We start from the raw sequence: 12,931 nt of genomic DNA on the forward strand, positions 1-12,931 counted from the left end.
GACTTTTCCCGACTCCCGACTCCCGACTCCCCACAAACAAGGAGAAAGGTAGATGAATACGGCAGAACTGTTAGTGCAATGTTTGGAAAATGAAGGCGTGGAATACGTGTTTGGTTTACCAGGGGAAGAGAACCTACACGTTTTGGAGGCGTTGAAGAAATCTTCCATTCAGTTCATTACGACTCGTCACGAACAGGGTGCAGCGTTCATGGCGGATGTCTACGGACGCTTGACAGGAAAAGCTGGCGTATGCCTCTCTACCTTGGGTCCAGGGGCAACTAATTTGATGACAGGGGTAGCGGATGCGAATCTAGATGGTGCGCCACTGGTGGCGATTACCGGACAGGTGGGGACGGATCGGATGCATATCGAGTCTCACCAATACTTAGATTTGGTGGCAATGTTCGCCCCCGTAACGAAGTGGAGCGCCCAGATCGTTCGCCCTAGCATTACACCAGAGCTGGTTCGCAGGGCATTCAAGCGATCGCAAAGTGAAAAACCTGGTGCGGTGCATATTGACGTACCAGAGAACATCGCGGCGATGCCAGCAGCAGGTATGCCTCTAAGTAAAACAGGCTTAGAAAAAACTTATGCCTCGTTTCACGGTATTACCGAGGCAGCTGCGGCAATTTCTAAAGCTCACAATCCCTTGCTCTTAGTTGGTAATGGAGCAATTCGGGCAAATGCCAGCGAAGCGGTTACGGAATTTGCTACGCGCTTGAATATCCCTGTTATCAATACTTTTATGGGTAAAGGTGTCATTCCCTACACCCATCCTTTAGCTTTGTGGGCAGTGGGATTGCAACTGCGAGATTTTATTAATTGCGCTTTTGACAATACAGATTTAGTTATTTCTATTGGCTATGACTTGATTGAGTATTCGCCCAAACGCTGGAATCCAACAGGTGAAATTCCCATCGTCCATGTCGGAGCAAATCCAGCCGAAATTGATAGTAGCTACATTCCTTTAGCAGAAGTCGTAGGGGATATTTCTGATTCCTTGAATGAAATTTTGCAACGCGCCGATCGCAGTGGCAAGCCGAATCCTTACGCTTTGGAACTGCAAGCAGATATTCGCGCTGATTACGAACACTATGCTAACGATCCCGGCTATCCGATCAAGCCGCAAAAATTAATTTACGACCTGCGGCAGGTTTTGGGACCAGAAGATATTTTAATTTCTGATGTCGGGGCGCATAAGATGTGGATTGCCCGCAATTATCATTGCGATCGCCCCAATACTTGTTTAATTTCTAATGGTTTTGCGGCGATGGGAATTGCAATTCCAGGCGCGATCGCGGCTAAGCTAGTCTATCCCGATCGCAAAGTAATTGCCGCTACTGGTGACGGTGGTTTCATGATGAATTGTCAAGAGTTGGAAACAGCCTTGCGCGTCGGACACCCATTTGTCACCCTAATTTTTAATGATGGCGGCTATGGCTTAATTGAATGGAAGCAGCACAATCAATTCGGCGAATCAACCTACGTCCGATTCGGCAATCCCGATTTTGTCAAATTGGCTGAAAGTATGGGACTAAAAGGCTACCGTGTAGAATCGGCAACTGACTTAATTCCCATGCTCAAGGCTGCTTTAGCTGATGATGTGCCAGCCGTAATTGATTGCCCTGTGGACTACCGTGAAAACCTACGCTTGACACAAAAATCTGGGGATCTTAGCTGCAAGCTGTGGGAGTAGTCAGAAGTCAAAAGTCAAAAGTCAGAAGTCAAAACTTTTCTACTCACTACTCGCTGAATTAGCTGTTTTTGTGGGACGGACAATCCGTCCCTTTAATTTTGGAATTGTAGCAGCAAATCTCAGGCTCGGATCTATGTCGATCGCAACGAGAGAGCCAAACAACTGTCAAAATTGGCTATATGTATCTTTTATCACAAATAATTGAACGTACTTTCAATCAAAATATGAACCGAGCTAAAAGTTACAGGCTTAGCGTCAGCTAGTCGATGAATCGATCTGCCTAATTTGATTGAATCAGTTTGCCTAAATAAGCGTGAATCTATAAGTGTGATTGTGAGGAGCAAGTGAACAAGCAAAAAATATTTGCGATCGCCAATTCCCAGCTAGAGATCGGTGTTTGGAGATGGAATAAATCTGGGCGGCTGGCGATCGCAATGGCTTTAGGGTTAATACTATTGTTGAGTACAATTGCGATCTCAGTTCCCGTTATCGCCGCCGGACGGACGCAAAAAATTCTTTCAACTCCCGCAAACGTGATTTGGGGAGAATTATTTAAACCAGATAGCAAGCCTATCGCCCGCGTCAAATCGGGCGATCGCGTGGTTATGGAGACAATATCTCATGAAGGTATTCTCCCAGATCAAGGAGACACCGTTCAGTTTTTCGCCCAGGGTGGCATTCCCAAAAATCCTAAAAGTACGATTTCTCGACAGCAGATCCTCTCAGACCAGCTACAAACTAAAGCCAAAGTGAAAAAGACTGGTCCCGGTCCTCACGTTATTACTGGACCAGTTTACGTAGAGGGCGCAGTACCAGGCGATGTTTTGGAGATTAAGACCCTAGCCATTAATTACCGATCGCCCTATGGTGCAATTTCCAATCGTCACGGCAAAGGAGCGTTATCTGGAGAGTACCCTGAAAATAACGCTCCGATCTACTCCAAAGTTATCGCCATAGATGCCAAGCGGGAAGTAGGCATTTTTCAACCCGCCAACAACCTACCACCAATTGAGATCCCGTTGAAACCTTTTATCGGATTGATGGGTGTCGTGCCTGCTAATCCGGCTGATGCTGCGAATTCCGTACCACCAGGGAACTATGGTGGTAATTTGGACATCAAACTTCTAGGACGTGGTTCGAGCTTGTATTTACCCGTACAAGTCCCTGGCGCGCTATTTTACGCTGGCGATCCCCATTGCGCTCAAGCAAATGGTGAAGTTGCTTTGACGGCGATCGAGTGTTCCTTAACTCCCACGTTTGAATTTATCTTGCATAAAGATATGAAGTTAGCAACCCCAATGGGGGAAACAAAGGATGCTTGGATTGCTGTCGGATTGGATAAAGATCTGGATGAAGCCATGAAAAAAGCTGTCAGAGAATACCTGCAAATTGCCCATGAGAGGTATGGCATGACAAAACAAGATGCCTTGATGCTAGGTAGTGCGACAATTGATTTTGATGTTTCTCAGGTAGTAGATATTGTTAAAGGGATTCACGGAACGGTTCCCAAGCAGTTGTTTCCTATTAAGTAATTCGAGTCAGCAATTTAGACAAAGCAAATTAGTAGGGACGTACATCTCTGTATGCCCCTACAGCTCATCTACATAGAATTACTAATTACAAAATACTAATTACAAATTACAATTCACAAATTACAGTTCATAAGTTATAGTTCGCAAACACTCTATGCTTAATTCTCATTCTCATAATGGTATTCACGGCTGCACTTGTCATACACTGAGCAACTACGATCGCAAAATTAAATTATTATGGACGGCGCTGATCGCGATCGCCAGTTTTGCCGCAATTGAATTTGGGGTGGGCTATTGGAGTCATAGTTTAGCTTTACAAGCTGAATCCGGTCATTTGCTGTCAGATAGCTTTGCTTTGGCTTTGTCACTGCTAGCAGCTTGGTTCGTACAGCGACAAGCAGCTAGAGGAGAAAATTTTGCCCATATGCGGATCGAAGCTATCGCCGCTGTACTCAATGGTTTGGGACTGGTAGCGATCGCAGTTTGGATTGCAATTGAATCTGTCTCTCGCCTCCAGTCTCCACCGACAGAGATCCTCAGTTTACCCATGTTGGTGACTGCTGGGGTAGGCTTGGGAGTCAATGGATTTAATGTCTTTCTACTGCACGACAGCAGCCATCACGATCTCAACGTCCGAGGTGCTTTTCTGCATATTTTGGCAGATTTAATTAGTTCGATCGGCGTAATTGTAGCAGCGATCGCCATCTGGCTCATGCATTGGTTATGGGTAGATGGCGCAGTTGGTTTATTTGTATCCAGTTTAATATTTGTTAGTGCCATTCCTTTAATTATTCAAAGTCTCAGTTCAATTTGTAACAGAGTGAGCCTTGAGTAGCGATAGCGATTGGTTCCCAACTGTCTAGTTACCCTATATTTCCTCTTCGTCACAAATAGTTAACTCCGTTGGTTGACAGCGCTTAATAACAATTGCAATTCCTTGCGCGCCCTCACCATCAAGGTCTTCAACGTATCCTGGATAAGCTGCTTTTGCTTCATCGTGGGTTGAGAAAGGTCCAAAATAGTAAGTGCAGCGAGGCTTTGTGGTGATAATTTCTACCCACCAATCAGTCTCCTGCGCTACCCTAAACCCAGTAAATACTTGTTTGACTCGATCTAGTAATCCCATACTGAATGAATATTGTAGCTACTTCAATTGCGTGTTGTTTCTATCGTAAGAAGGAAAAAAGCATCAAAATTATTTAATTATTAAATCTACTGCGATCGACAATACCAAACAATATGGTTGTCGTACTAGATAACAACAGAATTTTTTCATCTTGTCACTACAAAACACAATTTTTGATTGTTCAAATTGTAGCGTTAAAACTTAAAAAAATAACGATTAATATAACCCATAATTTGCAACTTATTAATGTACGATCTGCAATTGAGCGGTCATGGGTAATTGAGTAGTGAGTGGCTAGTGGCTGGTGGCTGGACTATTTGCTAGTCATGAGCTACTCGTGACTAGTCACTCTCTTGTGATAACTGATAACTGATAACTGATAACTGATAAATGAAGATTGCCACTTGGAATGTGAACTCGGTTCGTACCCGCCTAGAGCAGGTGATAGATTGGTTAAGACAAACTCCAGTAGATGTACTGTGTTTACAAGAAACCAAAGTCGTAGATGCAGATTTTCCGCGATCGCCCTTCGAGCACCTAGGTTATTATGTATATACTTCTGGGCAAAAGTCATATAACGGCGTTGCTATCCTCAGCCAACAGCCGTTACAAGACGTGAGTACTGGGTTTGCACCACTGTTAGTAGAGAGCGATATTGTAGAAGCTGAGTTACTCGCAGCTTTAGACGAACAGAAGCGAGTTATTGCAGGTACGCTCGATCGCGTCCGCATCGTCAATCTTTACGTCCCTAATGGTGCGGCAGTGGGCAGTGAAAAATATGATTATAAGTTAGGGTGGTTAAAAGTCCTGCGGGAATATTTGCGATCGCAGTTGCTCGTTTCTCCGGCGATGTGTGTTTGCGGTGATTTTAATATTGCTCCCGACGAGCGCGATCTACACGATCCAGACAAGCTTACAGGTCAAATTATGGCATCAGAACTAGAACGTCAAGCCTTGCAGGAGATTTTAGCGCTAGGGTTTGCCGATGCCTTTCGCAAATTTATCACAGAAGGCGGACACTATAGCTGGTGGGACTATCGCACCGCAGCATTCCGCCGCAATTTAGGTTGGCGGATCGATCATCTATACTTGTCGCCAGAATTGTACCAGCAGGCGATCGCATGTTGGATCGATCCCGCACCGCGGAAGCTACCTAAGCCTAGCGACCATACACCAGTTGTTGTTGAATTTTAGCAATATGAGATTCAGCTTTTTACGTTTTAGATCCCCCCTCCCCCTTCACAAGGAGGAAATTAGATCCCCCCTAACCTCCCTTCTTAAGGGGGGAACTGGATTTTCTCTAGCCTCTCTGAATAAAAAAGGGGAGAATGGAACTCAAAGTCTCCCTTCTCAAGGGGGATGGAGGGGGATTTATAAGACTAAGGAAGCGATCGCGATGACAATTGCCACTCTAACCGCGATCGCTCTGAGTTTACCAGCAATTGCCCAACAACCACCCGCAGCCGACATCCGCGACGCTTGGAAGCCAGTTTACAAACAACTTCCCAATCTTCCATTAGAGAATAAATATGTTAGTAGAGAGTCAGGAAAAGTCAATCCAGATAGCACTCTTGTCAACCGCTTAATTGAGTATCACGTTTATGTCAAAGGTCGAGCGCCCAACTACCGTCTAGATTGGAAATTAACCCTAGCAGATTATTTAGGGGCAAACGAACTCATTCAAGACACTACGTATCCAGGGGCAAAAACCTTACATCAAAATCCCCTAGAAGGCGATCGCGCTGCGATTAACCGCCTCAATCGCACGCAACGGGATGCTTTGGTACAGAGTCTAGTTAATGTTTTTACTCCCGAAACCTCCACATCTCCCACCACCGAATCTCCCACCAACCAACAACCACCAACCAACAACCAACAACCAACCTTTTCTCAACCAAAACCAGGCGATGCAGACTTATTGAAATGAATTCGCCTAAAGTATTACAGTTGTAGATAAATAGAAGAATGAATTCGCTTTTGGTAATGGTAGTAACGAGCAGTAGCTTGATGAGATCTGCGCCAATAAGACCAACGCAAAACGTGTTCAAGACACCAGAATGTGGGAAACAAGAATCGAGATACCCACCGCTTCATCTCCCAGATACTTAGTCGGACAATAAACCTCGTGCCGCTTTGAACGCAGTTAGACTGCCAGTTGTTACTAGAGGTAAAGGGGGGGTAGAGGAGTGAATAGCAGGCTCACAAGAGTGTCGTAAGACGGTGAGAAATATTTGAGCAGCCAGGACGAGGGTGATGTGTCGATGCCAACCATGCCAGGAACGAACTTCGTACTCTCCTAAACCTAGCTGGTCTTTAGCAAATTTAAAGCACTCCTCAATCCGCCACCTTTGCCCGGCGATTTGAACCATCGTTTCTAGGGTAGTATCGCTCTTAGCAAATACTTGATAGTAGCTGACGCGAGGATCTTCAGGGTGTTCTAGAGAGCGGCGGAACAATAACCAACGTTGAAAACCATCTGATCTGTCACAATTAACTGGCACTTTCGCCCAGTCATAGTATCTTTCTCCCTTACTGCCAGCTCCACAGCTAAGACGTTGCCACAGCTGGCTGTCCGGCTGAGGTAACAGTTCTTGGGCTTGATAACGTTGCCAGCCAATAACTACAGGCTGCTTCTTGCTGACCGTGAGTATATACGGTTGTTTAGCAGTCTTTTCCAGCCACCACCACAATGAACCATCGTTGCCATAAACCTCATCAGCAACAAACCAGGCGGGACGTATTCCGTCTTTAAAAGCTGATTCCAACATCTGTTGTGCTAGTTGAGGTTTAGTCGCAAATGTGATTGATTTTGGAACTGCTCCCTTCTTACGTTTGCTTTGATCTTCACTCCATGTGCGCGGTAGATACAAACGGCGATCGATCAACGTATGTCCTTTGTCGCTAATGTAGGACATGAACACACCTACCTGGCAATTCTCCAAATGTCCAGTTGTGCCATAATACTGCACCTGTACGCCTACTGACTGCTCTCCTTGCTTCAGAAAACCTGTTTCATCAATTGCCAAAATATCTGTTTCACTCTTCAAATGCTCCACTGCATACTTTCTAATTTCTGCACACACTGCGTCCGCGTTCCACTGCGCCCGTCCTAGTAAATGTTGGAAGCGATAGGGATTGCTATACCCTACCTGTTCTGCCATTTGCCATCCATTCTTCCGCTCAACTGGGCTTAGTAGTGCCTGGATATAGTCATACGCTGCAAGACGTGCTTCAGAACGAGCGAAGTGCTTTCCCAGTTTTTGCTGAAACGCTTTCAATCTACTGCTCCATTGGGAGAGCGCTTCTAATGCAACACCTGTTAAAAACACGTTGGATGTATCAAGCATTGCTAAACTGTATTTCCTTACAAATCTAGTTTAGCTTATCTACAACTGTAATACTTTTGCGGTTGTCAATGGCACGCCACCAGATGAAGGAGTCATGGTAGAGTTGGGAATGGCGATCGCCCTGAATAAAGCAATTTTCTTATTCCGAGACGACTTCCGGCGCTGTAGCGATAACGAACAGTATCCCTTAAATCTCATGCTCTTTGCTGGCTTGCCGGAAATTGGCTGGGAAAATTATTACTACACCTCTGTAGACGAAATTCAGTCGCAGGATAAAGGATTGTACAGATGGTTAACAGGAATGTAGACGATTTCCGTAGCACATAAAAATTTGTAGGGGCGCACAGCTGTGCGCCCCTACAGATCGTGATACATTTTATCCTAGTTTCACGGTTGCAATATCGGTTCTTCGACCACAGCAGCCCGTGCAGACGCAAAACGGGAAGCGGGAGAACGGAACAATGCCTGAAAGTAAGACTGTCGCTGTTTGCTTGGTTCTGGGGCGTAATCCCATAAACTTTGGTAAAAGAAGAAAGCTACTCCCAAACCGCGATCGCGTGTAGCCCTGACCTGTGCCTGAATCCGTTGCATTGGGACTGGATCGTTTCTCAAACCCGTAAGAATGCCGATCCCAGTGGGAATCTTTTGTTGTACCTCTTGAATTTCAGGGCGGGCAAGTTGTTGGAGAAAACTTTGCAGTTCGGGACGGTAGACTTGCACGATCAGTTCGTCAATAATCCCTTTGCGCACCCATGTCAGCCAGTCTTGCAGGTGAAATTTATAAGCAAAGTCGTAGTAGTTGGGGGCGACGGCAAAAATTGCTTTGGGCTTGCTTTGCTTAACTGTTTGATTGAGTTGAGTCATGAATGCCGTAATTTTGTCAGTCCGCCACCGCATCCACGCTGCATCGCCAGGATGGGCTGGACTGCGCTTGGTTTCCTGTTTGTATAGGGCAACCGTATATTTGTCATAGCCAAATTCACGCGGTAAACTCATGTGGTCGTCAAACTGAATCCCATCGACATCGTACTTAGTCATAACCTCCCGTACTAGTGCGGTGATGAATTGCTGGACTTCTGGATGGAAGGGATTGAGCCATACAACCTCACCTGCAACATCAATTGAAGTTTTGCTCCCATCCCGTTTTTGAGTTAGCCAATTCGGGTGTTGCAGTGCTAGTTCTGAAGTGGGGGGAGTCATGAAACCAAACTCAAACCAGGGAATGACGAGTAAGCCTTGGCGATGGGCTGTGGCAGCGAGATCGGCTAAAGGATCTTGTCCTTGCAAACCTTTGCGCACGAAGGTTTGAATCCCTGTTTGTCGTGCTACGTTGCTATCATACTGAGCGTATCCAGAATTCCAGACGACGAGATAGATCGTGTTGAAGTGCAGCCGTGCTAGTTGGCTGACGGCAGCTTCCATTTTGGCTCGGTCGATGAGGATACTCGTATCGTTATTCGTCATCCATACGCCGCGAATTTCCTCAAAAGGCTGCTGGGCGATCGCCAAAGGAGAAATACTATTCGGTATTGTTATGGCTAATAATGCGCCTAAGAGTAAGGCAAGATACTTGAGCGATCGCCACCGCTCTTCAAGGATTACGTATAATTTCAAATATAATTTCATAAGCTAGAATCGCCAGCTATGCCAAATTTCACTTTTGGTAGTAGTTCTTATCTCCACCATCATTTATCAGCATCCAACTCACCATCCGTTGTCATACTGAGAACTATTAAGATTGCGTAAAAATTCATCTAAAAAGAGGCGTTTTTTGCTGGCAAATTGTGATAAAATAGGCGCGGCAACCGCAATTTAACTAAGTTCTGCCCTTAGTATTTCAGCAAACATATTTTAGTTTTGATTTGATATTAGCTGTAAATTCAACTTGAAGTTCTGCCAAGGTAAAGCATCCGAGTCAACGTATTTCTTCCTCAAGATGTGTCCGCGATCGCTCTGAGGACAGTAGTGTCCAGATTATCATAGTGGATATGTTACTACAGCTATATTTATTCTCGCACCTATGACAGGGCTGACAAAAAAAGACGCTGAACGGATGCTGGAAAAGCAGATGGAAGCAGAACGGATGCACGATGTTTTGCTACTGCTGCAAAATTTATCGAACGATCAAGAAGCAACTATTAAATTAATCATAGATTGTCTCTACGATGCGGGTGCAGTAAATCTGATCAATCAAAAGATTCAATTTCGTCCGCTGAATCGGATGACAAAATCAGTAGCGCGAATATCCAAACCAGTATTTAGAAACATAGCGTGGTATTGGTTTAGACGAAACTGCCCGCAATTGATTGTTAATTGGTTACTGATTAAGATTACTTTTCAACCTAAGCGAGTTGCAGTGGCGCTGGCTGAAGATCGACCCGAACCTTTGGTAGAGAATGAACCGCGTCCCGTGTCTCAGAACGAACCCCGTTATCTAGAGCGCGATTTAAATCGGGTAGAAACCCTCGATCGCGAAAATCGCCAGTTACGCCATCAAGTCCGGTTGCTAACAGGGGTCTCTGTTTTAGCGATCGCAGCTTTGGGTATTGCCGTGACCATACCCCATCGGACTCTGGAAATTTTCCCTAGCCGAAAGCAACAACCAGCAGCATCTGCTAAAGTTAGCAGTTCAACTGGTGTGACTCTTGAACGAGCTTGTTTAACTGGTAGACTAACGAACTGTGATTTCTCCCCGTCGATACAGTTCGCGGGCAAAGTCAGTCCACATTCCCTGTCCCCAATAGCGGAAACAACTAGTTTCCAACAATAAGTTATACAACAAGGCTTCAAGGTAGTCAGGACGCTGAGTTACCGTCGGATCTTGCCTTACTAATGGATCGTACTTGGCATGAAATGCTGCACTGAGTTGATTCATCGGTGCTAAAACATTTTCGTAGCCTTTTACCCAGCTGAGATCGTTCGTCCAAGATGCACCATCCATGTGAAATAGGTGGTCAGTTGCTTTTAATTGCGCGATCGCATTTTCTACTGCTTCTGGAGTAGCATTATCTGGATCGACTTGCTGCCAAATTTTGTGTTGATTTGCCGCTTGACAAACTGGATAGTCAGCGGGATTAGCGCCAGCAGCCTCAATCAATTCCAAATATTCCGTGCCATTTAGTGCTACGATGCCCGCGTCATTATTGCCAGCATCGCGAATTTCATGATACACCCGAAATAAATCGCGGGGATATTCATTCATCATCACGCCGCCATTTTCTCCATCAGCAATTTGGGTCACGAGAGAGGGTACAGTCACGTTACCAATTTGCTGCTTCCCTCGCCCTTTAGCTTCAAAATAAGGCTGCATCTGGGCAACTAATTTCGTATCCGAGCCTTGGGTTTTAATCAGTGCTGTAATACTAATCGTTTCACCCACAGAATTACGCGCTACCAAGCGGTTAGGGATATACTTTTGGTCGTGGTGCAACCCCGTACCATCCAAACGTTCTACTGAATGTTCTTGTACCAACAACCAGCGATAACCGCATTCTTTCAAAGCTTTGATGTATTCAAACAGGGTATCTGGGTGGTTGGGTAAGTGCATCTCGGGAGGAGAAAAACCCTTGACGCGCCGCAAAGCATCATAGCCAAAAATCGCGGCAAAATAATGCTGCCAAGCTTGAATGTGCAGCTTGAGGTCGGGAATTGGCGTAGAAGGGACAACAGCATGACTCCACATCGTCCCCAGCCATTCTACATAAGGTTGGTATTGGCGATTGCAAGTTATCCGTTTGAGATTGTTCAGAATATCTTCTCGCCCCATTTGCTGCAATCCCCACAACAGATTACCCGAATAGTCCAACATAATTCGAGGATTGCAACCTTCAGCAATCAACTGCGGAATAAACTCTCCCATGCGTCCGTAGCACCAGGCAAAGACTCCAGCGTTGTGATTATCCCCATCGTGAGGATGTTCAAACATATATTGCAGATTGCTGATAAGTTCTCCGTTGCTACCTGCGGGAATTGTGGGTTGGTGCATGTGCAGGGCGCAAGCAAATCCAGAAGTCAGATTTTCTAGACGCAAATTGGTAGTGGGTAAAAATACGGGTTCGTTGTGGTTCGTTACCGACTTAATTTCCGCTTCCCAGCCGCAAATATTTGGCAACCCCGACCTTGATGCTGCTAAAACAGGTAAGTTTGATATAGCTGTTGCCGTCATAGGACTTCCCTCGTACTTGCGATCGCCTTTATTGTGACGCATTGTGTTCGGGAGTGGGGAGTGGGGAGTGGGAGAGTGGGAGTCGGGGACAAGAGGACAAGGGGACAATTCAAGTCACAGGTCACAAGTCACAAGTCACAATTACTAACTACCAATTAACCCATTACCAACTACCAATAACAAATAACAAATGACGAATGACAAATGACGAATAACAAATCAATTTGGCAAGCTGATTTTTATCGTCGCCCGTGGCGCGATGATACCGGACAGGTATTGTGGGAATTGTTAATCTGCGATCGCATGGGGAATTTTCGCTACGAAGCCTCATGCCCGCAAGCAGCAGCCAATGCATCGTGGTTGGCAGAACAGTTGCAATTAGCTGCATCTCAGCTACCAGATAGAATCCAAGTCTTTCGCCCGCAATCTCTCAGTTTAATCGCCACCGCAGGGCAAAAACTAGGTATTTCTGTAGAACCAACACGACGCACTGGGGCATTGAAACAGTGGTTGCGATCGCGCATACCTCAGTATTCCACCAATGGAGCCTACAACCCCCTTGCTGTAGACAAACCACCTCCCGTCCCCCTACCAGAAAATTTGTGGGGCGATCGCTGGCGTTTTGCTAGTCTACCAGCAGGAGATCTCGAAGCTGCATTTAAAGACCGTCCGCTGCCGATCTTAGACATGCCAGAATTTCTACTCCCCCTAAATTTAGGCTTAGCATCGACAATTGCCGTTCCAGGGGTAATTATCTATGGTGACAGGAAATCCATGCAGTTAGCCCGTTGGTTGCAAGCAGCACAGCCGATTGCCCTCAACTACGTTCCAGGCGAATTAGCGGGATTAGTTTTAGAAGCTGGGTTAGCAGATCGGTGGGTTGTAGCGACTTTTTCCGATCGTGAGGCGATCGGATCTGCTCAAATTTACGCACAGCGCCAGCAACAGAGTCAAGGTTTGCATTTTTTGTTAGTCCAACCCGATGATTCGGGCATGACTTATACTGGTTTCTTTTTGCTGAGGGAAGAGTAGAGAATCTCCACTGTCATACTTAAATCTCGTACA

At 45.7% G+C, this 12,931-nt stretch carries 11 protein-coding genes and 1 pseudogene; 8 read left to right on the forward strand and 4 right to left on the reverse strand.

What is annotated here, in order from left to right; genetic code table 11:
• Positions 1-52 precede the first annotated feature (52 nt).
• The 3 genes from N4J56_RS14345 (at position 53) to N4J56_RS14355 (ending at position 4,063) form a co-directional block, all read left to right on the forward strand.
• The gene (locus tag N4J56_RS14345) at positions 53-1,696 is read left to right on the forward strand and encodes an acetolactate synthase large subunit (protein ID WP_317107062.1); all 1,644 of its coding nucleotides are present in this window, start codon (positions 53-55) and stop codon (positions 1,694-1,696) included.
• Positions 1,697-2,040: 344 nt separating this feature from the next.
• Positions 2,041-3,228 (forward strand): acetamidase/formamidase family protein, encoded by a 1,188-nt coding sequence (locus tag N4J56_RS14350; protein WP_317107063.1) that lies wholly within the window; start codon positions 2,041-2,043, stop codon positions 3,226-3,228.
• A 154-nt stretch (positions 3,229-3,382) separates the two neighbouring features.
• The gene (locus N4J56_RS14355) at positions 3,383-4,063 is read left to right on the forward strand and encodes a cation diffusion facilitator family transporter (RefSeq protein ID WP_317107064.1); all 681 of its coding nucleotides are present in this window, start codon (positions 3,383-3,385) and stop codon (positions 4,061-4,063) included.
• 33 nt (positions 4,064-4,096) lie between these two features.
• Here the strand turns inward: N4J56_RS14355 and N4J56_RS14360 are convergent, their stop codons facing one another.
• Positions 4,097-4,354, reverse strand: coding sequence for a DUF1816 domain-containing protein (locus tag N4J56_RS14360; protein WP_317107065.1), 258 nt, complete (start codon positions 4,352-4,354; stop codon positions 4,097-4,099).
• Between the two features lie 390 nt (positions 4,355-4,744).
• Here N4J56_RS14360 and xth point away from each other — a divergent pair, with 390 nt between their 5' ends.
• Positions 4,745-5,548: an exodeoxyribonuclease III gene (gene xth, locus N4J56_RS14365; RefSeq protein WP_317107066.1), complete on the forward strand. Its 804-nt coding sequence runs from the start codon at positions 4,745-4,747 to the stop codon at positions 5,546-5,548.
• A gap of 202 nt (positions 5,549-5,750) precedes the next feature.
• The gene (locus N4J56_RS14370; protein ID WP_317107067.1) at positions 5,751-6,281 is read left to right on the forward strand and encodes a hypothetical protein; all 531 of its coding nucleotides are present in this window, start codon (positions 5,751-5,753) and stop codon (positions 6,279-6,281) included.
• 178 nt (positions 6,282-6,459) lie between these two features.
• Here N4J56_RS14370 and N4J56_RS14375 read toward each other — a convergent pair whose 3' ends face one another.
• Positions 6,460-7,701, reverse strand: coding sequence for an IS701 family transposase (locus tag N4J56_RS14375; RefSeq protein WP_317104652.1), 1,242 nt, complete (start codon positions 7,699-7,701; stop codon positions 6,460-6,462).
• Positions 7,702-7,756: 55 nt separating this feature from the next.
• Between N4J56_RS14375 and N4J56_RS14380 the strand changes: the two are divergent.
• Positions 7,757-8,008: pseudogene (locus N4J56_RS14380) on the forward strand (nucleoside 2-deoxyribosyltransferase); the annotation flags it as partial.
• Positions 8,009-8,088: 80 nt separating this feature from the next.
• Here N4J56_RS14380 and N4J56_RS14385 read toward each other — a convergent pair.
• Positions 8,089-9,327: a glycoside hydrolase family 10 protein gene (locus N4J56_RS14385; RefSeq protein WP_410500331.1), complete on the reverse strand. Its 1,239-nt coding sequence runs from the start codon at positions 9,325-9,327 to the stop codon at positions 8,089-8,091.
• Positions 9,328-9,721: 394 nt separating this feature from the next.
• Here N4J56_RS14385 and N4J56_RS14390 point away from each other — a divergent pair, with 394 nt between their 5' ends.
• Complete coding sequence (locus N4J56_RS14390; protein WP_317107069.1) at positions 9,722-10,471, forward strand: hypothetical protein; 750 nt, start codon at positions 9,722-9,724, stop codon at positions 10,469-10,471.
• Here the strand turns inward: N4J56_RS14390 and N4J56_RS14395 are convergent.
• Positions 10,373-11,866, reverse strand: coding sequence for a glycosyl hydrolase family 57 (locus N4J56_RS14395; protein WP_410500499.1), 1,494 nt, complete (start codon positions 11,864-11,866; stop codon positions 10,373-10,375). The two genes, N4J56_RS14390 and N4J56_RS14395, sit on opposite strands and share 99 nt — an antisense overlap.
• A 204-nt stretch (positions 11,867-12,070) precedes the next feature.
• Here N4J56_RS14395 and N4J56_RS14400 point away from each other — a divergent pair, with 204 nt between their 5' ends.
• Positions 12,071-12,898, forward strand: a complete 828-nt coding sequence (locus N4J56_RS14400) for a Tab2/Atab2 family RNA-binding protein (RefSeq protein WP_317107071.1) — start codon at positions 12,071-12,073, stop codon at positions 12,896-12,898.
• Positions 12,899-12,931 lie beyond the last annotated feature (33 nt).

Source organism: Chroococcidiopsis sp. SAG 2025, assembly GCF_032860985.1.
Lineage (GTDB): Bacteria > Cyanobacteriota > Cyanobacteriia > Cyanobacteriales > Chroococcidiopsidaceae > Chroococcidiopsis.

Coding starts and splice junctions, on each gene's coding strand:
- N4J56_RS14345 (WP_317107062.1), top strand. CDS start 53: ATGAATACGGCAGAACTGTTAGTGCAATGTTTGGAAAATGAAGGCGTG.
- N4J56_RS14355 (WP_317107064.1), top strand. CDS start 3,383: ATGCTTAATTCTCATTCTCATAATGGTATTCACGGCTGCACTTGTCAT.
- N4J56_RS14360 (WP_317107065.1), bottom strand. CDS start 4,354: ATGGGATTACTAGATCGAGTCAAACAAGTATTTACTGGGTTTAGGGTA.
- xth (WP_317107066.1), top strand. CDS start 4,745: ATGAAGATTGCCACTTGGAATGTGAACTCGGTTCGTACCCGCCTAGAG.
- N4J56_RS14370 (WP_317107067.1), top strand. CDS start 5,751: ATGACAATTGCCACTCTAACCGCGATCGCTCTGAGTTTACCAGCAATT.
- N4J56_RS14375 (WP_317104652.1), bottom strand. CDS start 7,701: ATGCTTGATACATCCAACGTGTTTTTAACAGGTGTTGCATTAGAAGCG.
- N4J56_RS14385 (WP_410500331.1), bottom strand. CDS start 9,327: ATGAAATTATATTTGAAATTATACGTAATCCTTGAAGAGCGGTGGCGA.
- N4J56_RS14390 (WP_317107069.1), top strand. CDS start 9,722: ATGACAGGGCTGACAAAAAAAGACGCTGAACGGATGCTGGAAAAGCAG.
- N4J56_RS14395 (WP_410500499.1), bottom strand. CDS start 11,866: ATGACGGCAACAGCTATATCAAACTTACCTGTTTTAGCAGCATCAAGG.
- N4J56_RS14400 (WP_317107071.1), top strand. CDS start 12,071: ATGACGAATAACAAATCAATTTGGCAAGCTGATTTTTATCGTCGCCCG.